Here is a 25,313-nt window from a genome sequence, read left to right on the forward strand (position 1 = left end):
CTACGGGCCAGCGAGGCCCCGACGGTCAAGAGCTGATGATCCACGCGCACATGGAACCAGTGATGGGTGCCCGACGTGGGAGGATTGCGCGGTTTCGCCGGGGAGCCGCGCCGATTTGTCGGGTCCCCACCGGGCGCGTACTGTTGCCACTCGAAACCAGAGACCGCAGGTTGTCACGGGCTCCCCGCCCGTGACCGAAGGTCCGCAGCAGCGGACGGCCGGCGCAGGTGACAGAGCAGCGGCGCACGCCGCGACCACGCCCTGAGCCTGCGCTCAGGGCGTTCGTCGTCTGTGGGCCCGACGCCGGTGGTCAACCCCGGAAGGAGACCCATGGCGCGGCCAGAGAAGACTGCCGCCGTCGCAGAGATCGTTGAGTCCTTCAACGACTCCGCCGGCGCTGTGCTGACCGAGTACCGCGGGCTCACCGTGAAGCAGCTGCAGGACCTGCGGCGCTCCCTCGGCGAGAACGCCAACTACGCCGTGGTCAAGAACACGCTGGCCAAGATCGCCGCCACCGAGGTGGGCATCGACGGCTTCGACGACCTGCTGACCGGCCCCACCGCCATCGCCTTCATCAATGGAGACGTGGTCGAGGCCGCCAAGGGTCTGCGTGACTTTGCCAAGGCGAACCCCGCCCTTGTCATCAAGGGTGGAGTCCTCGACGGCAAGCCGCTCGACGCGTCCGAGGTGGCCAAGCTGGCCGACCTCGAGTCGCGCGAGGTGCTGCTGGGCAAGCTGGCGGGCGCGATGCTCGCGAGCCTCTCCCAGGCCGTCTACCTGCTCAACGCCCCGATCGCCCAGGCCGCCCGTCTCGCGGGTGCGCTGCAGGCCAAGGCCGAGCAGGACCCCTCGATCCTCGCAGGTGGTGCCGGTACGCCGGCTGCTCCGGCTGCCGAGGACGCCCCGGCGGAGGAGGCCCCCTCGTCCGAGGGAGCCGCCGAGACCGAGGCGACCGACGAGGCTGCCGAGCCGGCCGCCGAGTCCACCGACGCCTGAGCCCAGGCCGACGTACACCACCTGAAACCCGGCACGGCCCGCACCACCGCGGCCGCGCCACACACGGAAGGAACCGCCACCATGGCGAAGCTCAGCACCGACGAGCTCCTTGACGCGTTCAAGGAGATGACCCTGATCGAGCTCTCCGAGTTCGTGAAGCAGTTCGAGGACACCTTCGGCGTCACCGCCGCCGCCCCCGTCGCCGTGGCCGCCGCCCCGGCCGCCGGTGGTGCCGCCGGTGGCGACGCCGCCGCCGTCGAGGAGAAGGACGAGTTCGAGGTCGTCCTCGAGGCCGCCGGCGACAAGAAGATCAACGTCATCAAGGAGGTGCGCGCCCTGACCTCCCTCGGTCTGAAGGAGGCCAAGGACCTCGTCGAGGCCGCCCCCAAGACGATCCTCGAGAACGCCAACAAGGAGACCGCGGACAAGGCGAAGGAGGCCCTCGAGGCCGCCGGCGCCACCGTCACGGTCAAGTGACCCACTGACGGCCGGTCCGCCGGCCGTCGACCGTCCGAGGGCGGCCACCCCACACCGGGGTGGCCGCCCTCGGCGCGTCCCGGGCCCCTGCAGTGACGAGCGTCGCACCGACGCGTAACCTCTCGCCGGGTCCGACGTTGGACTACTCAGGAGTAGCGGGCGGGGGCCGCTCGGACCGGACCTGAGCCCGAAGGGAGGAAGTGCGCGGATGGGTGTGGAGATCCAGGTCCACGACCTCAGCAAGTCCTTCGGCAAGCAGCTCATCTGGGGCGACGTGACGCTCACCGTCCCCGCCGGCGAGATCTGCGTGATGCTCGGTCCGTCGGGAACCGGCAAGTCGGTCTTCCTCAAGACGCTCATCGGGCTGCTCAAGCCCGACAAGGGCTCGATCGTCATCGAGGGCACCGACATCGCGAGCTGCTCCGAGCGTGAGCTCTACGAGATCCGCAAGCTCTTCGGCGTGCTGTTCCAGGACGGCGCGATGTTCGGCTCGATGAACCTCTACGACAACGTCGCCTTCCCGCTGCGCGAGCACACGAGGAAGTCCGAGTCCGAGATCCGCGACATCGTCATGGAGAAGATGGACCTCGTCGGCCTGCTCGGTGCCGAGGACAAGCTCCCCGGCGAGATCTCGGGCGGCATGCGCAAGCGCGCCGGCCTCGCCCGGGCCCTCGTGCTGGACCCGGAGATCGTGCTCTTCGACGAGCCCGACTCGGGGCTCGACCCGGTGCGCACGGCGTTCCTCAACCAGCTCATCGTCGACCTCAACGCCCAGATCGACGCGACGTTCCTCATCGTCACCCACGACATCAACACCGCCCGGACCGTGCCGGACAACATCGGGCTGCTCTACCACCGCCACCTCGCGATGTTCGGTCCCCGCGAGCAGCTGCTCAGCTCCGAGGAGCCCGTGGTGCGCCAGTTCCTCAACGCCCAGCGCGTCGGCCCGATCGGCATGTCCGAGGAGAAGGACGCCGACGAGCTCGCCGCCGAGGCGGGCCAGGAGCTCCCGCCGCTGCCGCCGATCCCGCTCCAGCTCGACCCCTCCAACGGCATCCCGCGCCGCAGCCAGCGTCCGGCGGGGGAGTGGTGCCGCGAGAACGGCGTCACGCCGCCGCCCGGCTCGTTCCAGTCCAGCAACGCCGGCCTGGCCCCGGGGGTCTGACGTCCCGTGGCCACGTCCATGTCCTCGCGCGCGCTCGCGCCCATCGGGGTCGCAGGCAACCTCTTCGCCTTCGCCCTCGACGTGGCTCGCGCGCTGTTCCGGCGCCCCTTCCAGCTGCGCGAGTTCATCCAGCAGGCCTGGTTCATCGCGTCGGTCACCATCGTCCCCACGGCGCTCGTGGCCATCCCGTTCGGCGCGGTGATCGCGCTGCAGGTGGGCGGGCTGATCAAGCAGTTCGGCGCGCAGTCCTTCACCGGCTCCGCCTCCGTGCTCGCCGTCGTCCAGCAGGCGGCTCCGATCGGCACGGCACTGCTGATCGCCGGCGCGGGCGGCTCTGCCATCGCCGCCGACCTCGGGGCCCGCAAGATCCGCGAGGAGCTCGACGCCATGATGGTGCTGGGCATCGACCCGATCCAGCGTCTCGTCGTGCCCCGCGTGCTCGCGTGCATGCTGGTCGCGTTCTTCCTCAACGGCATGGTGAGCGTCGTCGGCGTGACCGGCGGCTACGTCTTCAACGTGGTCCTCCAGGACGGCACGCCCGGCGCCTACCTCGCCAGCTTCACCGCCCTCGCGCAGCTGCCGGACCTGTGGATCGGCCTGCTCAAGGCGCTGGTCTTCGGCCTGATCGCCGCGATCGTCGCGTCCTACAAGGGCATGAACGCCAACGGCGGCCCGAAGGGCGTCGGCGACGCGGTCAACGAGTCGGTCGTCATCACGTTCCTGCTGCTCTTCATCGCCAACTTCGTCCTCAGCATGATCTACCTCCAGGTCGTGCCGCCGAAGGGCGGGTGAGATGGCCCTCCGCGACGTCTACGCCAAGCCGCTCGCCTCCCTCGACGACCTCGGGGGCCAGCTGGCGTTCCACCTCAAGGTGCTGCGGGCCGTGCCCCGCTCCGTCACCCGCTACCCGCGCGAGATCATGCGCATCCTCGCCGAGGTGACCCTCGGCTCGGGCGCGCTCGCCGTCATCGGCGGCACCGTCGGCGTGATCATCGGCATGACCTTCTTCACCGGCGCCCAGGTCGGGCTCTCGGGCTACGCCGCGCTGAACCAGCTCGGCACCGCGGCCTTCTCCGGCTTCGTCTCGGCGTACTTCAACACGCGCGAGATCGCGCCGCTCGTGGCCGGCATCGCGCTGGCCGCGACCGTCGGCTGCGGGTTCACCGCCCAGCTCGGCGCGATGCGGATCTCGGAGGAGGTCGACGCCCTCGAGGTGATGGCCATCCCGTCGATGCCGTTCCTCGTCGCCACCCGCGTGGTCGGCGGCCTGATCGCCATCATCCCGCTCTACGTCGTGGGCCTGCTGTCGTCGTACTTCGCCAGCCGGTTGGTCGTGACCCAGGTCTACGGCCAGTCCGCCGGCACCTACGACCACTACTTCAACGCGTTCCTGCCACCGGGTGACGTGCTCTGGTCCTTCGGCAAGGTCCTCGTCTTCGCCGTCACGGTGATCCTCATCCACTGCTACCACGGCTACAACGCCTCCGGCGGTCCCGCCGGGGTCGGCGTCGCCGTGGGTCGCGCCGTGCGCACCAGCATCGTCGCGATCAACGTGCTGGACCTGCTGCTGTCCATGGCGATCTGGGGCGCCTCCACGACCGTCCGGCTGGCGGGGTGAGCGGCATGAGGACCAAGTCCCTGGGCGTCGTCTTCCTCGTCCTGATGCTCGCCGCGGTGTGGGCGACCTACGCCGTGTTCACGAAGAAGTTCAGCGACTACGACGAGGTCACGGTCAAGGCGTCGAGGATCGGCCTGCAGCTGCCGCACCGGGCCGACGTGAAGATCAAGGGCGTGATCGTGGGCGAGGTGCTCGACTACGAGCCCACGACCGAGGGCGCCGACATCACGCTCGGCCTCTACCAGGACCGCACCACCGACATCCCGCGCGACGTCACCGCCTCGATCCTGCCCAAGACGCTCTTCGGCGAGAAGTTCGTCTCCCTCGTCGTGCCCGACGGCGGCTCCTCCGCCCAGCCGATCGCCGACGGCGACGTCATCGAGCGCACCGACCTCTCGATCGAGGTCGAGCAGGTCCTCAGCGACCTCTACCCCCTGCTGCGCGCCGTCCAGCCTGCCGACCTCAACACCACCCTGAACGCGGTCGCGACCGCGCTGGAGGGCCGCGGCGAGCAGCTGGGCGAGACGATCGAGACCCTCGACCGCTACCTGACCCGGTTCAACCCCGAGCTCCCGGCCCTCGTCGAGGACCTGCGGCTGACCGCCGAGGTGTCCGACACGTACGCCGACGTGCTGCCCGAGGTCGCGACCATCCTGCGCAACACCATCACCACCACCTCCACGCTCGAGGACCGGGAGGACAAGCTCCAGGCGCTCTTCAACGACGTCTCGCAGTTCGCGTCCGTCGCGGAGCGGTTCACCCGGACCAACGGCGACAACCTGGTCCGCCTCGGCGACCTGGCCGCCGCCCAGCTCGACGTGTTCGCCCGCTACGCGCCCGGCTACCCGTGCCTGCTGGGCGGCATCGTCGGGGCCGGCAAGCTCCAGGCGGAGGCGTTCCGCGGGTTCACCCTCCACATCGTGCTCGAGACCCTCCCCAACCAGCCCCGCGGCTACGGGCCCCAGGACGCGCCCGTCTACGGCGACAAGCGCGGCTACTACTGCGGCCGGCTCCCGTCCCCGCCGTGGTCGCAGAGCAACCCGGTGACCCACCAGCCCGACTTCGTCGACGGCATCGACGAGCCCACCGGCAAGGGCACGAGCCGGGTCGGCCCCGGCTGGTCGGGGACCGCCGCCGGCTTCGCCGGCGGCCGCGACGAGGCCGCGCTGCTCAAGGCGCTGCTCGCGCCGGGGCTCGGCGTGAGCGCCGACGACGTGCCCGACCTGGGCGTCCTCCTGGTCGGGCCGATGGCGCGCGGCGCGGAGGTGTCGCTGCGATGAGCGCGGTGCTGGACAAGAAGACGTCCCTCGACCTGGTCAAGCTGCTGGTCTTCGTCGTGGTGACCTCCCTCGCCACGACGGTGCTCGTCGTGACCATCGGCAACCTCGGGTTCGGCTCGTCGCGCGAGTACAGCGCCGAGTTCACCGACGCCACCGGCGTCACGAAGGGTGACGACATCCGCGTCGCGGGTGTCCGCGTCGGCACGGTCGAGGACGTCGAGATCGTCGACCGCACCCGGGCGCTCGTGACGTTCTCCGTGGACAAGGGCACGCCCGTCAACGGCGGGACCAACGCGGCCATCCGCTACCGCAACCTCGTCGGGCAGCGCTACATCTCCCTCACCCAGGAGGTCGGCGACACCGCCCGCCTGCCTGCGGGCTCGACCATCCCCGTCTCCCGCACGAAGCCCGCCCTCGACCTGACGGTGCTCTTCAACGGCTTCAAGCCGCTGTTCCAGGCGCTGTCCCCCGAGGACGTCAACCAGCTGTCCTACGAGCTCATCCAGGTCTTCCAGGGCGAGGGCGGCACCCTCGAGGGACTGCTGGCGCACACCGCGTCGGTCACCTCGACGCTGGCCGACCGCGACGAGGTCATCGGCGAGCTGATCGACAACCTGTCGCTCGTGCTCGACCACGTCGCCGACCGTGACAAGCAGCTGACCCGCCTGATCCGGTCGTTCCGCACCCTGGTCGGTGGGCTGAAGAAGGACCGTCACGCGATCCTGGGCTCCCTGGAGGAGGTCTCCGCGCTGTCGGTGGAGACCGCCTCGCTGATCGACGGCATCCGCGAGCCCTTCGTGAAGGACATCCGCGAGCTGCGAGCCGTGGCGGGCAACGTCGACAGGAACAAGGCCGAGCTGGACCGTGCCCTGCAGGTGCTGCCCATCAAGCTGAACAAGATCGGCCGCACCGCGATCTACGGGTCGTTCTTCAACTTCTACCTCTGCGAGTTCCAGGGCCGGGTCAACCTGCCGGGCAACGTCTCGATCCCGGTCAAGTACCAGACCGGCTCCGACAGGTGTGATCTCGGATGACGTCACCCCGCGCCGTTCTCCCCCGCTGCGCTGCTCCGAACAACGTCGAGGGGACCCCGACATGAAGCCCTTCAGGGAGCGCAACCCCGTCGTCGTCGGCGCCGTCAGCCTCGTCGTCCTGGCGACGGTGATGGTCGCCGCGCTGCGCGCCGACGACCTGCCGATCATCGGGGGCGGGGACACCTACCACGCGATGTTCACCGAGGCGGGCGGCCTGAAGGTCGACGACGAGGTGCGCATCGCCGGTGTCCGCGTCGGCAAGGTGGACGAGGTCGAGCTCGCGGGCGACGAGGTGCGGGTCAGCTTCAAGGTCGACGACGGCGCCGACTTCGGCACCGACACGCGGGCGGCGATCAAGGTGAAGACGATCCTGGGTGCGATGTTCCTCGCGCTCGAGCCGGCCGGCAGCGGCCAGCTCGACGAGGGAGCCACCATCCCGGCCGAGCGCACCACCTCGCCGTTCGACGTGGTCGAGGCGTTCGAGGGCCTGGCCGCCACGTCCGAGCAGATCGACACCGACCAGCTGGCCGAGTCGCTGACCACCCTCGCCGACCTCACCCGCAACACCCCCGACGAGTTCCGCGGCGCCCTCAGCGGCCTGAGCCGGCTGTCCGCGAACATCGCCGCCAAGGACGAGCAGCTCAACACGCTCCTGGTGAACCTCGAGCGGGTCTCGACCGTCCTCGACGAGCGCGACCGCGACATCATCGCGCTGATGGAGGACAGCGACGTGCTGTTCCGTGCGCTCGTCGCCCGCCGCGAGGCGGTGCACGACCTGCTCGTGTCGACCACGCGGCTCTCCCGCGAGCTCACGCGGCTGATCGAGCAGTCGCGCGACGACCTCAAGCCGGCGTTGGCCCACCTCGAGAACGTGCTCGCGGTGCTGCACAAGAACGAGGACAACATCGACAGCAGCCTGCGGCTGATGGCGCCGTTCTACCGCGTCTTCGCCAACACCCTCGGCACGGGTCCCTGGTTCGACACCTGGATCTCCAACTTCCCTCCCGTCCCGCAGGTGGGCTGACCCATGGACCTCGTGAAGCGCATCCTCGTCCCCCTCGTCGTGCTGGCCTTCGTCGTCGCGGCGGCCGTCAGCGTGCTCGGCGGCGACACCGCGAAGACCGTGGTGGCGCACTTCCCGCGCGCCATCTCGGTCTACGAGGGCAGCGACGTGCGCGTCCTCGGCGTGCCCGTCGGCACCGTGACGCGCGTCGAGCCCACCGGCACGGACGTGACCGTGACGATGACGTACGACGCCGAGGTGCGGCTGCCGGCCGACGCCAAGGCGGTGATCATCGCCCCCTCGGTGGTCGGCGACCGCTACGTGCAGCTGACCCCCGCGTACTCCGGCACCGGCGACGTGCTCGCCGACGGCGCCGAGCTGGGCGTCGAGCGGACGTCGCAGCCGCTGGAGCTCGACCAGATCTACGAAAGCCTCGACCGCCTCAACGTGGCGCTCGGCCCACGCGGTGCCAACAGGACCGGCGCGCTGTCCGACCTCCTCGCCGTCACGGCCGACAACTTCGGCGGCCAGGGCGCGACGTTCCGACAGACCATCGCGGACTACTCGCGCCTCAGCGCCACGCTGGCCGGCAACAAGAAGGAGCTGTTCGGCTCGGTCGAGGCGCTGGAGGGGTTCATGCACACGCTGGCCGAGAACGACCAGACCGTCCGGGGGTTCAACCAGTCGCTCGCCGACGTCTCCACCATGCTGGAGGGGGAGCGGGAGGAGCTCGTCGCGGCCACCCGGAACCTGTCGGTGGCACTCACCGCGGTGAAGGAGTTCGTCGAGGAGAACAAGGGCTCCCTCAGTCGCAACATCAGCGGCCTCAACCGCGTGGCGAAGGTGCTCGTGCGCCAGCGCGCGGCCCTCGACGAGATCCTGCACGTCGCCCCGGGTGCGCTCAACAACCTCGCGATGGCCTACAACCCACAGGCCGGCACGCTCGACACGCGCGCCAACTTCGGCCAGTCCATCACCCAGCTCGAGATCGACCCGGCCGCCTTCCTCTGCGGCTTCGTCGGGCAGGTGGAGCGCAGCGGCCGGCTCTGCGACCGGATCACCGAGCTGGTCGCCCGCCCGCGGCCGGGGGCCCTGGACGACACGCCGGTGCTCCCGGCGCGCGAGGTCTTCGACCCGACCCTCGGCGGGCTCGTGGAGGTGGAGCGGTGAGGCGGCTCCAGGCCCTCGTGCTCGGCATGCTCGCCGCGCTCGTGCTCTCCGCGTGCGACGCCAGCGTGTACTCGCTGCCGCTGCCGGGTGGTCCCGACGTCGGCGAGGACCCGATGACGATCAAGGTCGAGTTCGCCGACGTGCTCGACCTCGTGCCGCAGTCGACCGTCAAGGTCAACGACGTCAGCGTCGGCAAGGTGACCGCCGTCGACCTCCAGGGCTACCAGGCGCTCGTCACGCTCGAGATCCGCCGCGACGTCGACCTGCCGGGCAACGCCGTCGCCGAGCTGCGCCAGACCAGCCTCCTCGGCGAGAAGTTCGTCGAGCTCAGGGCGCCCGAGGAGGGCGCGGTCGCCGACCCGCTGGAGGACGGCGAGCTGATCCCCATCGAGCGAGCCGGTCGCAACCCCGAGGTCGAGGAGGTCCTCGGCGCGCTCAGCCTGCTCCTCAACGGCGGCGGCGTGGCCCAGCTCAAGAGCATCACCCAGGAGCTCAACCTCGCGCTCGAGGGGCGTGAGGACTCGGCGCGGTCGGTGCTGCGCAACCTGCGGACGTTCACCGGCCAGCTCGACGAGAACAAGGCCGACATCGTCGACGCGATCGAGTCGCTCAACCGGCTCGCCCTCGCGGCCGAGAAGCAGCTGCCCACCATCGACAGGGCGCTCGACGAGCTGCCGAGCGCGCTCGACTCCATCGACCGCCAGCGCGACGACCTCGTCGAGATGCTGGGGGCGCTCGACCGGCTCTCCGCGGTCGCCGTCGACGTCATCGCCCGCTCGAAGGGCGCGACGATCACCTCGCTCCGCCGGCTCGACCCGGTGCTCACCCAGCTGGCGGCCTCCGGGGACGACTTCGTCAACGCCTTCCACGTCTTCCTCACCTACCCGTTCGTCGACGAGGTGGTGGGCCGCGACCCGCAGGTCGCCCGCAACCTGCACATGGGCGACTACACCAACCTGTCGATCACCCTCGACCTCGACATCGCCGGTGGCGTGAGCAGCACGCCGTCGTTGCCCACCAACCTGCCGACGGTCATCGACCCGACCGTGATCGTCACCGACGTCATCGCCTGCCTCCGCAGCGGCTCGCTCACGAGCGAGGCGTGCCGGAAGGTGCTGGCCAACGTGGAGAAGCTCGTCCAGCTGCGGGAGGAGTGCCGCAAGTCCGAGAACCGGGACAAGGACGTGTGCCGCGAGCTCAACATGATCCCGGGCCTTCCGGAGGTGCCGAGCCTGCCCGTCCCGACGACCCTGCTGCCCACGCTCCTGCCGACCGGTCTGCCCCGTGCCGCGACCGACGAGAAGCCACGGCACGGGCGGGGCCCGACGATGGGTGAGCTGATGGAGACCTACGACCCGGCGCTGGTCAGCCTGCTCGTCCCCGGGATGGTGCAGCGATGATCACCCGACGGACCAAGGTGCAGCTGCTCGTCTTCGCCATCATCACGCTGGTCGGGGTCAGCTTCGTCGGCGCCCGCTACGCCCGGCTCGACCGACTGGTCCTCGACCAGGGCTACACCGTCGTGGCGCACTTCGCCGACTCCGGTGGCGCGTTCGCCGGGGCCGAGGTCTCCTACCGCGGCGTGCGCGTGGGCGAGGTGCGCGAGCTCGTCCTCACCGACGACGGCGTCGACCTGGTGCTCGACATCGACGACGAGCACGACGACATCCCGGCCGACGCGCACGCCCTGGTCGGCAACCGCTCGGCCGTGGGCGAGCAGTACGTCGAGCTCCAGCCGCAGAGCGACCGGGGCCCCTACCTCGCGGACGGCTCGGAGATCGCCCGCGACCGGACCACCACGCCGATCCAGACCGACACCTTGCTGACCCACCTCGACGAGACGGTGCGCAGCGTGGACCAGGACGACCTCCGCACCGTCACCTCCGAGTTCGGCCAGGCCTTCAGCGGCGCGGGCGAGGACCTCCAGACGATCCTCGACAGCAGCAGCGAGTTCATCACCGCCGCCGAGCAGAACTTCGACGTGACCGTCGACCTGATCCGCGACAGCAACACCGTCCTCGACGGCCAGGTCGACTCTGAGGGCGCCTTCCGCCGCTTCGCCCGCGACCTCTCGGCGTTCTCCACGACGGTCGCCGACCACGACGGGGACCTGCGTCGGCTCATCGAGGACGGCTCCCTGGGCGCCGACGAGCTGCGGGTCTTCCTCGAGGCCAACGAGGTCGAGCTCGGCGACCTGATCAACAACCTCGTCACCACCGGTGAGGTGGTGGTTCAGCGCCTCGACGGCATCGAGCAGCTGCTGGTGATCTACCCGTACGTCGTCGAGGGCGGCTTCACGGTCGTGTCCCGGTCGCCCGGCACCGGCCTCTACGACGCCCACTTCGGGATGGTGATGACCCAGGACCCGCACGTGTGCACCGGCGGCTACGAGGGCACGGACCGCCGTTCGCCGCTCGACGGCACGAACACGGGCATGAACGAGGACGCGCGCTGCACCGAGCCGGCCTCGCAGAGCAACGCGCGCGGCGCCCAGAACATCCAGGCGCCGCGAGCCGCGCCCGGGTGGGGGCCGGCCGACTTCGCGTACGACCCCGAGACCGGCGCGCTCACCTCGGACCCCGCCGAGGTCCGGCGCCTGGAGCGGGGCGGTAGCGTTGCGCCCCGCAGCCTGGGAGAGGAGACGTGGAAGTGGCTCTACCTCCAGCCCCTGCTGGCACGCGACTGACCCCACGGGTCCGCTCCGCGATCGCCGCCGCGCTGGCGCTGGTGGTGCTCGTGTGCGTCGCGCTGCTGGCCTGGTCGGCCCTCGGCGGCCGCGCGTCCGCCGACGGGGGACTCGACCTGCCGGAGGAGCGGGAGCAGGTGATGAGCCTGACCGACCAGTTCGTCAAGCGTCTGGGCACCTACAGCCCCGACATGCTCGACGACTCCGGTCAGATGCCCGACTACCGCGAGCAGGTGCGCGAGGTGATCACGCCGAAGTTCGCCGCCGACTTCGACAAGGAGGTGGCGACCGCCGAGCAGCTCGTCGCGCAGGGCGGCATCACCCGCACCACCGACGTCTTCGCCACCGCCGTGTCCTCGATCGACGACGACTCCGCGCGGGTGCTGGTCGCCGGCGCGTTCACCGACAGCTACCGGCAGGGCGCCGGCGCGAAGGCGCGCACGGTCGACCAGGAGCCGCTGCCGTTCCGGTTCACCGTCGACCTCGTCGTGGTCGGGGGCGAGTGGCTGGTCGACGACTTCAGCCCGGTGAGCGCGCCGGACGAGGGCTCGCCGACGGCCCCGCAGGGCGGCGCCGGGTCCACCGAGGGGAGCGCGCCGTGAGCGACGCCCCGACCTGGTACGACCTGCTCGACGTGCCGCGCGACGCCCCGGCCGAGGAGGTGCGGGCCGCCTGGCGGACCCAGATCGCCGACCTCGAGCCCGGCGACCGGCGCTTCGACGCGCTCAACCGGGCCGCGAAGGTGCTGCTCGACCCGGTCGAGCGCGCGGCGTACGACGCCTCGCTGCCGCCGGAGCGGCCGGACGACGCGGCGGTGACCCCAGCCGCGCCGGCCGAGGAGCGCCGTGCAGCGCCCGGGGCGGTCGCCCCCGACGTGCAGGCGGGATCCGTGGAGCAGCCGGATGCCCCCCTGGCCGACCGCCCCGCCGGCGCGAGCCGCGGCGTGCCGTCGTGGCTGCTCGTCGGGCTCGGCGTCCTGGCCGCCGGCCTGCTGGTCGCCACCGCGTGGATGTGGACCCGCGACGACGCCGGCGGTGACGACTCCGCCGCCCGGGAGGCCCAGGTCGCGGCTGAGCGCGCGGTGGTCCCGGTCCTGTCCTACGACTACGAGCACCTCGAGGCCGACCAGCGCGCCGCCCAGGCCCTGATGACCGGGAGCTACCGCGAGGAGTACGACAAGCTCTTCGCCGTCCTGGAGGAGAACGCGCCGCAGACCCGTACGCGGGTGACGGCGTCGGTCGTGGCGTCCGGCATCGTGCGCGCCAGCGCCGAGCGGGTGCAGGTGCTCGTCTTCGTGGACCGGCCCACGACCAACAAGCTCAACGCCGAGCCGGTCGTCTACAAGGACCAGGTCACGCTGTCGATGCAGCTCGTCGACGGCGAGTGGCTCGTCGACGACCTCGCCACCTCGCCCGTCCAGGGCTAGCCCGCGGGGGTGGCCCGGGGGAGGGAACCGGCGCGTTCTGCTTGACCCGGGGCGCCCCGGCGTTCATAGTCGTGGCAACGCGTGGCAGTGTCCTTCCCGGAATCGACCCCGCGTTTGAAGCGTGTCCACAAGTGCGCTATCGTGGCTCCTTGCGCCTGCCCTCAGATGCCCGACGCCTTCCGGACGGTCGTCGCGGTGGTCGGCCGGCGCCGAGATCACTTGATCATTTGTGAGGAAACCTCTTGGCCGCGCGCAGCTCCGCTGGAAACCACCGTCGCACCTCTTTCGCAAAGATCACCGAACCTCTCGAGGTTCCCGCCCTCATCTCGCTCCAGACCGACAGCTTCGACTGGCTGGTCGGCAACGAGCGCTGGGAGGAGACGGTGGCCGCCCGCAGGGCTGCCGGTGAGGACGTCTCCGAGAAGACCGGTCTGCAGGAGATCTTCGAGGAGATCTCCCCGATCGAGGACTTCTCCGAGACGATGATGCTCTCCTTCGACAACCCGGTCTTCCTGGACGAGAAGTACACCGAGGAGGAGTGCAAGGAGAAGGACTTCACCTACTCCCGCCCGCTCTACGTCTCGGCGGAGTTCATGAACCACGAGACCGGCGAGATCAAGGGCCAGACGGTCTTCATGGGCGACTTCCCGATGATGACCCGCAAGGGCACCTTCATCATCAACGGCACCGAGCGGGTCGTCGTGTCCCAGCTCGTCCGCTCGCCGGGCGTCTACTTCGAGTCGACCCCCGACAAGACCTCCGACAAGGACGTCTTCACCGCCAAGCTCATCCCGAGCCGCGGCGCGTGGCTGGAGTTCGAGATCGACAAGCGCGACCTGGTGGGCGTGCGCCTGGACCGCAAGCGCAAGCAGAACGTCACCGTCCTGCTCAAGGCGCTCGGCTGGACCACCGACCAGATCCGCGAGGAGTTCGGTCAGTACGAGTCCATGATGCTGACGCTCGAGAAGGACAGCGTCCGCTACGAGACCGTCTACGAGGACCTGCAGAAGAAGGCGCGGGGCGAGGCCCCGACCGCCGAGCAGGTCAACGACGAGGTCACCCGCCTCGCGCTGCTCGACATCTACCGCAAGCTCCGTCCGGGCGAGCCGCCGACGGCCGAGGCCGCGCAGACGCTGCTCAACAACTATTACTTCAACCCCAAGCGCTACGACCTGGCGAAGGTCGGCCGCTACAAGATCAACAAGAAGCTCGGCCTCCACGAGGCGTTCGACCAGCAGACGCTGACCATCGACGACATCGTGGCCGCCATCCGCTACGTCGTGCAGCTGCACGCCGCGGGTGTGCAGGTCGAGGCGCCCGACCTGGTCGACGCCGAGGGCAACGTCGTCGAGGGTCCTGACGGTGCCCCCGTCAAGGTCCAGGCCGACGACATCGACCACTTCGGCAACCGCCGCATGCGCACGGTCGGCGAGCTCATCCAGAACCAGCTCCGCACCGGCCTGGCCCGCATGGAGCGCGTGGTCCGCGAGCGGATGACGACCCAGGACGTCGAGGCGATCACGCCGCAGTCCCTGATCAACATCCGCCCCGTGGTCGCGGCGCTGAAGGAGTTCTTCGGCACCTCGCAGCTCTCGCAGTTCATGGACCAGACCAACCCGATCGCCGGCCTGACACACAAGCGTCGCCTCTCGGCCCTCGGTCCCGGTGGTCTGTCCCGCGACCGCGCCGGCATGGAGGTCCGCGACGTCCACCCGTCGCACTACGGCCGCATGTGCCCGATCGAGACCCCTGAGGGCCCGAACATCGGCCTGATCGGCTCGCTCGCCTCCTACGGCCGGATCAACCCCTTCGGGTTCGTCGAGACGCCCTACCGCAAGGTCGTGGGCGGCGTGGTCACCGACCAGATCGACTACCTCACCGCCGACGACGAGGACCGCTACGTCATCGCCCAGGCCAACGCGCCGCTGGACGCCGAGATGCGCTTCGTCGAGGAGCGCGTGCTGGTGCGCCAGAAGAACGGCGAGGTCGACGCGATCCTGGCCGAGGAGGTCGACTACATGGACGTCTCGCCGCGCCAGATGGTGTCGGTCGCGACGGCCCTGATCCCCTTCCTCGAGCACGACGACGCCAACCGCGCGCTCATGGGTGCCAACATGCAGCGCCAGGCCGTGCCGCTGATCACGAGCGACAGCCCGCTCGTCGGCACCGGCATGGAGTACCGCGCCGCCGTCGACGCCGGTGACGTCGTGGTCGCCGACGCGGCCGGCGTGGTCAAGGAGGTGTCCGCCGACGCCATCGAGACGATGAACGACGACGGCACCTACCAGACCTACCGCATGGCGAAGTTCCGTCGCTCCAACCAGGGCACCTGCATCAACCAGCGCCCGCTGGTGAAGGCCGGTGACCGCCTCGAGGTCGGCACGCCGATCGCCGACGGCCCCTGCACCGACGACGCCGAGATGGCGCTGGGCACCAACCTGCTCGTCGCCTTCATGCCGTGGCAGGGCCACAACTACGAGGACGCGATCATCCTCAGCCAGCGCCTGGTGCAGGAGGACATCCTCACCTCGATCCACATCGAGGAGCACGAGGTCGACGCCCGCGACACCAAGCTCGGCCCCGAGGAGATCACGCGGGACATCCCGAACGTCTCCGAGGAGGGTCTCGCCGACCTCGACGAGCGCGGCATCATCCGCATCGGCGCCGAGGTCACGACCGGTGACATCCTCGTCGGCAAGGTCACGCCCAAGGGCGAGACCGAGCTGACCCCCGAGGAGCGCCTGCTCCGCGCGATCTTCGGCGAGAAGGCGCGCGAGGTGCGCGACACCTCGATGAAGGTGCCGCACGGCGAGTCCGGCACGGTCATCGGCGTCCGCGTGTTCGACCGCGAGGACGGCGACGACCTGCCCCCGGGCGTCAACCAGCTCGTCCGCGTCTACGTCGCGCAGAAGCGCAAGATCTCGGTCGGCGACAAGCTCGCCGGACGCCACGGCAACAAGGGCGTCATCGCCAAGATCCTGCCGATCGAGGACATGCCGTTCATGGAGGACGGCACGCCGGTCGACGTCGTGCTCAACCCGCTGGGCGTGCCGCGTCGCATGAACATCGGCCAGATCCTCGAGCTGCACCTCGGCTGGCTGGCCAAGCAGGGCTGGGACCTCAACCTCTCCGGCGAGAAGGGCGAGGCCGACTGGAAGAAGCGGCTCATCGCCATCGGTGCCGACAAGGCCGACCCCGACACCAAGGTCGCGACCCCGGTGTTCGACGGTGCCCGCGAGGACGAGATCACCGGCCTGCTCGGCTCCACGCTGCCCAACCGCGACGGTGAGCGGATGGTCAAGGAGGACGGCAAGGCCAACCTCTTCGACGGTCGTTCGGGCGAGCCGTTCCCGGAGCCGGTGGCGGTCGGCTACATGTACATCCTCAAGCTGCACCACCTCGTCGACGACAAGATCCACGCTCGCTCGACCGGCCCCTACTCGATGATCACGCAGCAGCCGCTGGGCGGCAAGGCCCAGTTCGGTGGCCAGCGGTTCGGCGAGATGGAGGTCTGGGCGATGGAGGCCTACGGCGCCGCCTACGCCCTCCAGGAGCTGCTGACGATCAAGTCCGACGACGTGCCCGGCCGCGTGAAGGTCTACGAGGCGATCGTGAAGGGCGAGAACATCCCCGACTCCGGCATCCCCGAGTCGTTCAAGGTGCTCGTCAAGGAGATGCAGTCGCTCTGCCTCAACGTGGAGGTGCTGTCGCAGGACGGCTCCACCATCGAGATGAAGGACGCCGAGGAAGACGTCTTCCGGGCGGCCGAGGAGCTCGGCATCGACCTGTCCCGCCGCGAGCCCAGCTCCGTCGAGGAAGTCTGAGCGAGGCGGTACGCCGGTCCCGGCCGGCGTACCGCACCTCAGTCCCCAGCTTTTCTCCCACGTACTAACGAAGGACTGCAGCCATCGTGCTCGACGTTAACTTCTTCGACCAGCTTCAGATCGGCCTGGCCACCGCGGACGACATCCGCACGTGGAGCCACGGCGAGGTCAAGAAGCCGGAGACCATCAACTACCGCACGCTCAAGCCCGAGCGTGACGGCCTCTTCTGCGAGAAGATCTTCGGTCCCACCCGGGACTGGGAGTGCTACTGCGGCAAGTACAAGCGCGTGCGCTTCAAGGGCATCATCTGCGAGCGCTGCGGCGTCGAGGTGACCCGCTCGAAGGTCCGCCGCGAGCGCATGGGGCACATCGAGCTCGCCGCTCCCGTGACCCACATCTGGTACTTCAAGGGCGTCCCCTCGCGCCTGGGGTACCTGCTCGACCTGGCGCCGAAGGACCTCGAGAAGGTCATCTACTTCGCCGCCTACATGATCACGTCCGTCGACGAGGACGCCCGCCACCGCGACATGGAGTCGCTGGAGAACAAGGTGGGCCTCGAGCGCGAGCGCCTGGAGAAGCGTCGTGACGCCTCCGTGGAGGACCGCGCGAAGAAGCTCGAGGAGGACCTGGCGACCCTCGAGGCCGAGGGCGCCAAGGCCGACGCCAAGCGCAAGGTGCGCGACGGTGCCGACCGCGAGATGAACCAGCTCCGCGACCGCGCCAACCGTGAGATCGCGCGGCTCGAGGAGGTCTGGGACACCTTCAAGGGCCTCAAGGTCCAGGACCTGCTCGGCGACGAGCTGCTCTACCGCGAGATGAAGACCTGGTTCGGCAAGTACTTCGAGGGCCACATGGGCGCCACGGCGATCCAGAAGCGCCTCCAGGACTTCGACATCGAGGCCGAGGTCGAGGCGCTGCGCGACACGATCGCCAACGGCAAGGGCCAGCGCAAGGTCCGCGCCCTCAAGCGCCTCAAGGTCGTCGACGCGTTCCGTAAGACCGGCAACCAGCCGATCGGCATGGTGCTCGACGCCGTCCCGGTGATCCCGCCGGACCTGCGGCCGATGGTCCAGCTCGACGGTGGCCGCTTCGCCACCTCGGACCTCAACGACCTCTACCGCCGCGTCATCAACCGCAACAACCGCCTCAAGCGACTGCTCGACCTCGGTGCTCCCGAGATCATCGTCAACAACGAGAAGCGGATGCTGCAGGAGGCCGTCGACAGCCTCTTCGACAACGGCCGTCGTGGTCGTCCCGTCACCGGCCCGGGCAACCGGCCGCTGAAGTCGCTGTCCGACATGCTCAAGGGCAAGCAGGGCCGCTTCCGCCAGAACCTGCTCGGCAAGCGCGTGGACTACTCGGGCCGCTCGGTCATCGTGTCGGGCCCGCAGCTCAAGCTGCACCAGTGCGGTCTGCCGAAGCAGATGGCGCTCGAGCTGTTCAAGCCGTTCGTGATGAAGCGCCTCGTCGACCTGTCGCACGCGCAGAACATCAAGTCCGCCAAGCGGATGGTCGAGCGCGCCCGCCCGGTCGTGTGGGACGTCCTCGAGGAGGTCATCACCGAGCACCCCGTGCTGCTCAACCGTGCGCCCACCCTGCACCGCCTCGGCATCCAGGCCTTCGAGCCGCAGCTGATCGAGGGCAAGGCCATCCAGATCCACCCGCTCGTCTGCGGCGCGTTCAACGCCGACTTCGACGGTGACCAGATGGCCGTGCACCTGCCGCTGTCCGCGGAGGCGCAGGCCGAGGCCCGCATCCTGATGCTCTCGACCAACAACATCCTCAAGCCGTCGGACGGCCGTCCGGTAACCATGCCGTCGCAGGACATGATCATCGGCCTGTTCTGGCTGACCGCCGACCGTGACGGCGAGCCCGGCGAGGGTCGCGTCTTCTCCAGCCCGGCCGAGGCGATCATGGCCTTCGACCGCCGCGAGATCACGCTGCAGAGCAAGATCCGCATCCGCCTCACCGACGTCGTCCCGCCGCTCGACCTCGAGCTCGGTGCCGACTGGGAGGACCGGACCGCGATCCAGCTCGACACCACGCTGGGCCGCGTGTACTTCAACGACACGCTGCCGGCCGACTACCCCTTCGTGAACGAGGAGGTCGGCAAGAAGCGACTGGGCGCGATCGTCAACGACCTCGCCGAGCGCTACACCAAGGTGCAGGTCGCGGCCTCGCTCGACGCCCTCAAGGACGCCGGCTTCCACTGGGCCACGCGCTCGGGTGTGACCGTCTCGATCGACGACGTCACCACGCCCGACAGCAAGGCCGAGATCCTGAGCCGCTACGAGGCGCAGGCCGAGAAGGTCCAGAAGAACTACGAGCGCGGTGTGATGACCGACGACGAGCGTCGTCAGGAGCTCATCGAGCTGTGGACCCAGGCCGCCGCCGAGGTCGGCCGCGCGATGGAGGCCAACTTCGACCGGGCCAACCCGATCTACATGATGGTCGACTCGGGCGCCTCCGGAAACATGAACCAGATCCGGCAGGTCGCGGCCATGCGCGGTCTGGTGGCCAACCCGAAGGGCGAGATCATCCCGCGCCCGATCAAGGCCAACTTCCGCGAGGGCCTGACGGTGCTCGAGTACTTCATCGCCACCCACGGTGCCCGCAAGGGTCTCGCCGACACCGCGCTGCGCACCGCCGACTCGGGCTACCTGACCCGTCGCCTGGTCGACGTGTCGCAGGACGTCATCATCCGTGAGGACGACTGCGGCACCGAGCGCGGCCTGCCCAAGCGCATCGACGACGAGCACGTGGAGACCTCGGCGTACGCCCGCTCCGCCGCCGTCGACGTCGTGCACCCGGAGACGGGTGAGGTGCTCGCCGCGGCCGGCGAGGACCTCGGCGACGTGAAGATCGGCGAGCTCGTCGCGGCAGGGGTCACCGAGGTGAAGGTCCGCTCGGTCCTGACCTGCGACGCCCGCACCGGCACCTGCGCCAAGTGCTACGGCCGCTCGCTGGCCACCGGCAAGCTGGTCGACATCGGTGAGGCGGTCGGCATCATCGCCGCCCAGTCGATCGGTGAGCCCGGCACGCAGCTGACCATGCGTACCTTCCACACCGGTGGTGTGGCCTCGGCCGACGACATCACGCAGGGTCTGCCCCGTGTCGTCGAGCTCTTCGAGGCCCGCTCGCCCAAGGGTCGTACGCCGATCTCGGAGTCCGCCGGTCGCGTGAAGATCGAGGAGACCGACAAGGCCCGCGTCGTCGTGGTCACCCCCGACGACGGCTCGGAGGTCCAGGAGATCCCGGTGTCGAAGCGCTCGCGCCTCAACGTCGAGGACGGCGACCACATCGACGTGGGTCACCACATCACGTCCGGTACGCCCGACCCGCAGGACGTCCTGCGCATCCTCGGTGTCCGCAAGGCCCAGGAGCACCTCGTCAACGAGGTCCAGGAGGTCTACCGCTCGCAGGGCGTGGCGATCCACGACAAGCACATCGAGATCATCGTGCGGCAGATGCTGCGCCGCGTGACGGTCATCGAGTCCGGCGACACCAACCTGCTCCCGTCCGATCTGGTCGACCGGGTGCGGTTCGAGGAGGAGAACCGTCGCGTGGTCTCCGAGGGCGGCAAGCCGGCCTCGGGTCGCCCGGTGCTCATGGGCATCACGAAGGCCTCGCTCGCGACCGAGTCGTGGCTCTCGGCGGCCTCCTTCCAGGAGACCACCCGGGTGCTCACCGACGCCGCGATCAACGGCCGCTCCGACAGCCTCCGCGGCCTGAAGGAGAACGTGATCATCGGCAAGCTGATCCCCGCCGGCACCGGCCTGGAGCGCTACCGCAACATCCGGGTGGAGCCGACGGAGGAGGCGCGCGCCGCGGCCTACTCGGTCACCGGCTACGACTCCTACGACTACGACTTCGGTCCGTCGTCGCAGGCGGTCGCGCTGGACGACTTCGACTTCGGGTCCTACCAGAACTGAGCGCAGTCACCCTGAGGCCCCGGCTCCTTTCGAGGAGCCGGGGCCTCTGCCTTTAGACTCCGCCGGTGACGAACCCGACCTCCGCCGACGTGCTCGTCGTGGGCGCCGGCCCCGCCGGCTCCGCGGCCGCGGCCTGGGCGGCGCGTGCGGGCCTCGACGTCCTGCTCGTCGACGCCGCGCGGTTCCCCCGCGACAAGACGTGCGGCGACGGGCTCACGCCGCGCGCGATCGGCGAGATGCAGAAGCTGGGCCTTGAGGAGTGGCTGCGGGGCCACACGGTCAACCAGGGGCTGCGCGCCCACGGCTTCGGCCAGACCCTCCTGCTGCCGTGGCCGGGAGGGTCGCTGCCCGACTGGGGCTCCGCGGTCGCGCGCACCGAGCTCGACGACCACCTGCGCACGGTGGCCGTCACGAGCGGTGCCCGGGCGCTCGACGGCGCCCGCGCGGTCGGCGTGCGCCGCGACGGTGAGCGCGTCGCGGCCGTCGAGCTCCGCGACGCCGAGGGGACCTTCGAGGTGGCCTGCCGGTGGCTGGTCGTCGCCGACGGCGTGCGCTCCCCGCTCGGCAAGCTGCTGGGGCGCGAGTGGCACCGCGACACGGTGTACGCCGTGGCGGGGCGCTCCTACGTCGACTCCGACCTCTCCGACGACCCGTGGATCAGCTCCCACCTCGAGCTGCGTGACGAGGCGGGCGAGCTGGTGTCGGGCTACGGCTGGATCTTCCCGCTCGGCGACGGGAGCGTGAACCTCGGCGCCGGCACGCTCGCGACGAGCAGGCGGCCCGCCGAGGTGGCGATCAAGCCGCTGATGCAGACCTACGCCGACGCCATCGGCAAGGACTTCGGGCTCACCGGCGAGCTGCGGATGCCGACGTCGGCACTGCTGCCGATGGGCGGCGCGGTGAGCAACGTCGCCGGTCCCAACTGGGCGCTGGTCGGCGACGCGGCCGCGTGCGTGAACCCGCTCAACGGCGAGGGCATCGACTACGGCCTGGAGACCGGCCGGCTCGTCGCCGAGCACCTCGCTTCCGGCACCGGGCTGGGGGAGGCCTGGCGCGCGACCCTCGTGGAGCACTACGGCGAGGCCTTCTCGATCGCTCGGCGGCTGGCCGGCATCGCCACCCAGCCCAGGGTCGTCTCGGCCCTGGGACCGGCCGGCATGCGCTCGGACTGGCTGATGGCGCTTGCGCTGCGCTGGATGGGCAACCTCGTCGACGACGCGGACCGCGACCGCGCCGCGCGCGTCTGGCGGTGGGCAGGGCGCCGGTCGATGTCCCGGGACGCGCGCCCGCCCTTTTCCTGAGCAGGCGTCAGACCGCGGTGCGGGTGCGGCGTGCCGACCGCCTGGCTCCCAGCCAGCCCAGGGGGTTGGTGAACGGCGTCAGCACCGTGCGGACGGGTCGCGACGCGAGCACCAGGGCGAGGGCCACCGCGCCCAGCGTCGTCAGCACCAGGCCGAGGGTGGGGTGCGCCGCGGTGAAGTCGGGCCAGCCGACCGCCAGGAACGTCTTGATGACGAAGCCGTGGAACAGGTAGACCACCATGGTCGCCGAGCCCATCGTGGTGAACCACCCGAGCGACCGGCGGGGCACCAGCGACATCGCCGCGAAGGCGCCGACGAGCCCCACCATCATCACCGTCAGACGGGTCTGGAAGGCGATCTCGTTGTCGATGGGGAGCGCGGAGTAGCCGGTGTCGTACCAGAGCAGCGCGGTCTCGGCCCAGGTGTCGGTGTAGACCGCCATCACGCCGATCCCGGCCAGCAGCGGCACGGCGGCCGCCCGCACCCACACGTCGTCGAGGTGCTTGAGGTGCCGCGGCTTCAGGTGCAGGCCCAGGACGAAGAACGGCAGCAGCCCGAGGAAGCGCGGGATCATCAGGGTGTCGTCGTTCCACAGCCCGCCCAGCAGGCTCACGATCACCGACAGCGGCAGGAACAGCCAGTGCCGCTTGAGGATCGGCGTCACGAGCCGCCACATCAGCAGGACGATGAGGTACCACATCGTCCAGTGCGGGACGAGCCACAGCGGGCCCTCGACCCCCTCGCCGGCGACCTCGCGCCGGAAGTAGAACAGCGTCGGCTCGAAGATCAGGTAGGGCACGGCGAGGGTCTGGACGAGGTTCGTCATCCGCCGCCGGTCCCACTCGAACGACTTCGACAGGTACCCGCTGACGAAGACGAACGCCGGGATGTGCCAGAGGTAGATGAAGTCGTAGACCCAGTGGCTGCCCGCCGTCTCCTCGACCAGGCCGATCGCGTGCCCGACGACGACGAGGGTGACCAGCACGATCTTCACGTTGTCGAGCCACGGGTCACGGGACGCGGGGGGCACGGCGTCACCGTACTTCACTAGGTTGGAGGCATGGGATCCCTGCCGAGGCGCCAACGGGTGGCCGCGTACGCCGTCATCCTGCGGGTGCGCGGCGGGCAGGTCGACATCCTCCTGAGCCGGCTCGCTCCCCGGGTCTCGCGCAGCGAGATGTGGACCCTGCCCGGTGGTGGGGTCGACCACGGGGAGGACCCGCGCGACGCCCTCATCCGCGAGGTGGGCGAGGAGACCGGGCTCGCTGCCACGGTCGGTGACCGTGCGCGCGTCTACAGCGCCCACATGCCCCGCGCCCCGCGCGACGGCCAGCTCGTCGACGCGCACGCCATCCGGCTGGTCTACGAGGGCTGGGTGGCGCCGGACTCCCCGGAGCCGCGGGTCGTCGAGGTCGACGGGTCGACGATCGAGGCCGCGTGGAAGCCCCTCGGCGACGTCACGTCGGGCGCCGTCCCGGTGTCCGCGGTGGTCACCGAGGCGCTCGTCGACCACCAGCCGTTCCGCCTGCAGCGGGTGGCGGCGTACGCCGTCGTCACCCGCCGGCGCGACGACGTCCAGCAGGTGCTCCTGACGCGGTTGTCGGCGCGGGCAGCCCACCCGGGCATGTGGACGCTGCCGGGCGGCGGGGTCGACCACGGCGAGCACCCGTCGGTCGCGCTCGCGCGCGAGGTCCAGGAGGAGTGCGGGCTGCGCTGCGAGGTCCAGGAGCTGGTCGGCGTCCACGACACGCACTTCTCCGGCACGGCGCCGTCGGGGCGCATCGAGGACTTCCACGGCGTGCACCTGCTCTACCGGGCCACCGTCGAGGACGGCGAGCCGGCGGTTGCGGAGGCGGACGGCACCACCGACGCCGTCGCCTGGGTCGACGTCACCGACGTGGGCGCGGGCCGGGTGCCCGTGCTCGACCTGGTCCGTCACGCGCTGGCCGCGGAGCATCCGGCGCACGTCCGGCCCGGGGGGACCGCATGAGCGAGAGCGTCTTCACCTACGCCGCACCCGGGCTCAAGTTCGGCCGCGGCGCGAGCGGCGAGGTCGGCCACGACGTGCTGCAGCTGTGCCGCGGCACGACCGGCGGGGCGCGGCGCGTCCTGCTGGTGACGGACCCCGGGGTCGCCGCGACCGGCCACCCGTCCCGCGTCGCTGAGGCCGTGCGGGCCCGTGGGATCGAGGTGACCGTCTTCGCCGAGGCCCGCGTCGAGCCGACGGACGCCTCGCTCGCGGCGGCGATCGACTTCGCGCGCGATGCCGGCCCGTTCGACGCGGTGGTCGCCGTCGGGGGCGGCTCGTCCATCGACACGGCCAAGGCCGTCGACCTGCTGCTGACCAACGACGGCGAGCTCATGGACTACGTCAACCCACCCGTCGGTGGCGGCTGTGCCCCCACGCAGGCGCTGCTGCCGCTGGTCGCGGTGCCGACCACGACCGGCACCGGTGCCGAGTCGACGACGATCTGCGTCCTCGACGTGCTCGCTTTCAAGGTCAAGACCGGCATCTCGCACGCTCGGCTGCGTCCGACGCTGGCCGTGGTCGACCCCGACCTGACCATGACCCAGCCCGCGATGGTCACCGCGTCGGCGGGCATGGACATCCTCTGCCACGCGCTCGAGAGCTGGACCGCGCGCTGGTTCGCCGACTTCGACGCCAAGCAGCCCGAGCAGCGGGTGCCCTACTGCGGCGCGAATCCGATCGCGGACATGTGGGCGGAGAAGTCGCTCGCCCTCCTCGCCGGCTCCTTCCGTCGCGCGGTGCACGACGGCTCGGACCGGCACGCACGCGAGCAGATGGCCCTGGCCGCCACGTTCGCCGGCCTGGGCTTCGGCAACGCGGGTGTGCACGTGCCGCACGCCTGTGCGTACCCGATCGCCGGCCGGGTCCGCGACTACCGGCCCGCGGACTATCCCCCCGACGAGCCGATCGTCCCGCACGGGATGGCGGTGGTGATGACCGCGCCGGCGGCGTTCGAGCTCACCTTCGACGCCTCCCCCGAGCGGCACCGGCGCGCGGCCGAGCTGCTCGGCGGCGGCGGCGAGCCGCTCCCCGAGGTGCTGCGGGGGCTGATGCGCGACGTCGGCCTGCCGAGCGGGCTCGCCGAGATCGGCTACGGCGCCGCCGACGTCGACGACCTGGTCGAGGGCGCCCTCCAGCAGCAGCGCCTGCTCGCCACCGCGCCGATCGACGTGACTCCCGACGACCTGGCCACGGTCTTCGCCGCCTCGCTCGAGCACTGGTGAGCCGGGCCCCCCCGGGCGGCGGGGCAGCGGGCAGCGGCAGCGGGGCGGGCCGTGCAGCACTCGCTGGTGCGTGCTCGGTCGTGCGCGCCAACCTCCTGCGGCGGGCAGTCGTCGAACGCAGGAGCCTGGGTCACCCGACCGACTGCGCG

At 70.4% G+C, this 25,313-nt stretch carries 18 protein-coding genes and 1 pseudogene; 18 read left to right on the forward strand and 1 reads right to left on the reverse strand.

The features are described 5' to 3' along the window. Positions 1-330: 330 nt before the first annotated feature. The 16 genes and pseudogenes from rplJ to J3P38_RS15315 all read left to right on the forward strand — a co-directional run bounded on the left by rplJ (position 331) and on the right by J3P38_RS15315 (position 21,912). Positions 331-996 carry a 50S ribosomal protein L10 gene (rplJ, locus tag J3P38_RS15240; protein ID WP_210439813.1) on the forward strand — a complete coding sequence of 222 codons (666 nt, stop codon included), beginning with the start codon at positions 331-333 and terminating at the stop codon, positions 994-996. Positions 997-1,077: 81 nt separating this feature from the next. After that, on the forward strand, positions 1,078-1,473 hold the full coding sequence (gene rplL / locus J3P38_RS15245) for a 50S ribosomal protein L7/L12 (protein ID WP_210439814.1): 396 nt from the start codon (positions 1,078-1,080) through the stop codon (positions 1,471-1,473). Between the two features lie 208 nt (positions 1,474-1,681). Next, positions 1,682-2,638, forward strand: a complete 957-nt coding sequence (locus J3P38_RS15250; protein ID WP_210439815.1) for an ABC transporter ATP-binding protein — start codon at positions 1,682-1,684, stop codon at positions 2,636-2,638. An 18-nt stretch (positions 2,639-2,656) separates the two neighbouring features. Next, entirely contained in the window at positions 2,657-3,430 is a 774-nt protein-coding gene (locus tag J3P38_RS15255; protein ID WP_210440764.1) for an MlaE family ABC transporter permease, read from the forward strand. Position 3,431: 1 nt separating this feature from the next. Further along, the gene (locus tag J3P38_RS15260) at positions 3,432-4,256 is read left to right on the forward strand and encodes an MlaE family ABC transporter permease (protein WP_210439816.1); all 825 of its coding nucleotides are present in this window, start codon (positions 3,432-3,434) and stop codon (positions 4,254-4,256) included. A gap of 5 nt (positions 4,257-4,261) precedes the next feature. Next, positions 4,262-5,536, forward strand: a complete 1,275-nt coding sequence (locus tag J3P38_RS15265) for an MCE family protein (RefSeq protein WP_210439817.1) — start codon at positions 4,262-4,264, stop codon at positions 5,534-5,536. Further along, a complete protein-coding gene (locus J3P38_RS15270) occupies positions 5,533-6,570 on the forward strand; it encodes an MCE family protein (protein WP_210439818.1) in 1,038 nt (345 codons plus the stop codon). The genes J3P38_RS15265 and J3P38_RS15270 overlap by 4 nt, the downstream gene beginning before the upstream one ends. A 61-nt stretch (positions 6,571-6,631) precedes the next feature. After that, positions 6,632-7,594 (forward strand): MCE family protein, encoded by a 963-nt coding sequence (locus J3P38_RS15275; RefSeq protein ID WP_210439819.1) that lies wholly within the window; start codon positions 6,632-6,634, stop codon positions 7,592-7,594. Positions 7,595-7,597: 3 nt separating this feature from the next. Then, complete coding sequence (locus J3P38_RS15280) at positions 7,598-8,743, forward strand: MCE family protein (RefSeq protein WP_210504283.1); 1,146 nt, start codon at positions 7,598-7,600, stop codon at positions 8,741-8,743. Beyond that, positions 8,740-10,143 (forward strand): MCE family protein, encoded by a 1,404-nt coding sequence (locus J3P38_RS15285; RefSeq protein ID WP_210504284.1) that lies wholly within the window; start codon positions 8,740-8,742, stop codon positions 10,141-10,143. The genes J3P38_RS15280 and J3P38_RS15285 overlap by 4 nt, the downstream gene beginning before the upstream one ends. Continuing rightward, complete coding sequence (locus tag J3P38_RS15290) at positions 10,140-11,429, forward strand: MCE family protein (RefSeq protein WP_210504285.1); 1,290 nt, start codon at positions 10,140-10,142, stop codon at positions 11,427-11,429. The genes J3P38_RS15285 and J3P38_RS15290 overlap by 4 nt, the downstream gene beginning before the upstream one ends. Beyond that, a complete protein-coding gene (locus tag J3P38_RS15295) occupies positions 11,393-12,031 on the forward strand; it encodes a hypothetical protein (protein WP_210504286.1) in 639 nt (212 codons plus the stop codon). Before J3P38_RS15290 ends, J3P38_RS15295 begins: the two co-directional genes overlap by 37 nt. Then, positions 12,028-12,855, forward strand: coding sequence for a J domain-containing protein (locus J3P38_RS15300; RefSeq protein ID WP_210504287.1), 828 nt, complete (start codon positions 12,028-12,030; stop codon positions 12,853-12,855). The genes J3P38_RS15295 and J3P38_RS15300 overlap by 4 nt, the downstream gene beginning before the upstream one ends. A gap of 272 nt (positions 12,856-13,127) precedes the next feature. Beyond that, positions 13,128-16,679: pseudogene (rpoB, locus tag J3P38_RS15305) on the forward strand (DNA-directed RNA polymerase subunit beta); the annotation flags it as partial. A gap of 86 nt (positions 16,680-16,765) precedes the next feature. After that, positions 16,766-20,611 (forward strand): DNA-directed RNA polymerase subunit beta', encoded by a 3,846-nt coding sequence (locus J3P38_RS15310; RefSeq protein ID WP_210439826.1) that lies wholly within the window; start codon positions 16,766-16,768, stop codon positions 20,609-20,611. Between the two features lie 65 nt (positions 20,612-20,676). After that, complete coding sequence (locus tag J3P38_RS15315) at positions 20,677-21,912, forward strand: geranylgeranyl reductase family protein (RefSeq protein WP_210504288.1); 1,236 nt, start codon at positions 20,677-20,679, stop codon at positions 21,910-21,912. Between the two features lie 7 nt (positions 21,913-21,919). On the opposite strand, the gene J3P38_RS15320 is transcribed toward J3P38_RS15315, so the two are convergent. Next, positions 21,920-22,942, reverse strand: coding sequence for an acyltransferase family protein (locus J3P38_RS15320; protein ID WP_210439828.1), 1,023 nt, complete (start codon positions 22,940-22,942; stop codon positions 21,920-21,922). A 30-nt stretch (positions 22,943-22,972) separates the two neighbouring features. On the opposite strand from J3P38_RS15320, the gene J3P38_RS15325 reads away from it, so the two are divergent. Both J3P38_RS15325 and J3P38_RS15330 read left to right on the forward strand, forming a co-directional pair. Continuing rightward, positions 22,973-23,902, forward strand: coding sequence for an NUDIX domain-containing protein (locus J3P38_RS15325; RefSeq protein ID WP_210439829.1), 930 nt, complete (start codon positions 22,973-22,975; stop codon positions 23,900-23,902). Beyond that, on the forward strand, positions 23,899-25,164 hold the full coding sequence (locus J3P38_RS15330) for a hydroxyacid-oxoacid transhydrogenase (RefSeq protein WP_210439830.1): 1,266 nt from the start codon (positions 23,899-23,901) through the stop codon (positions 25,162-25,164). The genes J3P38_RS15325 and J3P38_RS15330 overlap by 4 nt, the downstream gene beginning before the upstream one ends. Positions 25,165-25,313: the final 149 nt, after the last annotated feature.

Source organism: Nocardioides xinjiangensis, from assembly GCF_017916455.1.
GTDB classification, from domain to species: Bacteria; Actinomycetota; Actinomycetes; order Propionibacteriales; family Nocardioidaceae; genus Nocardioides; species Nocardioides xinjiangensis.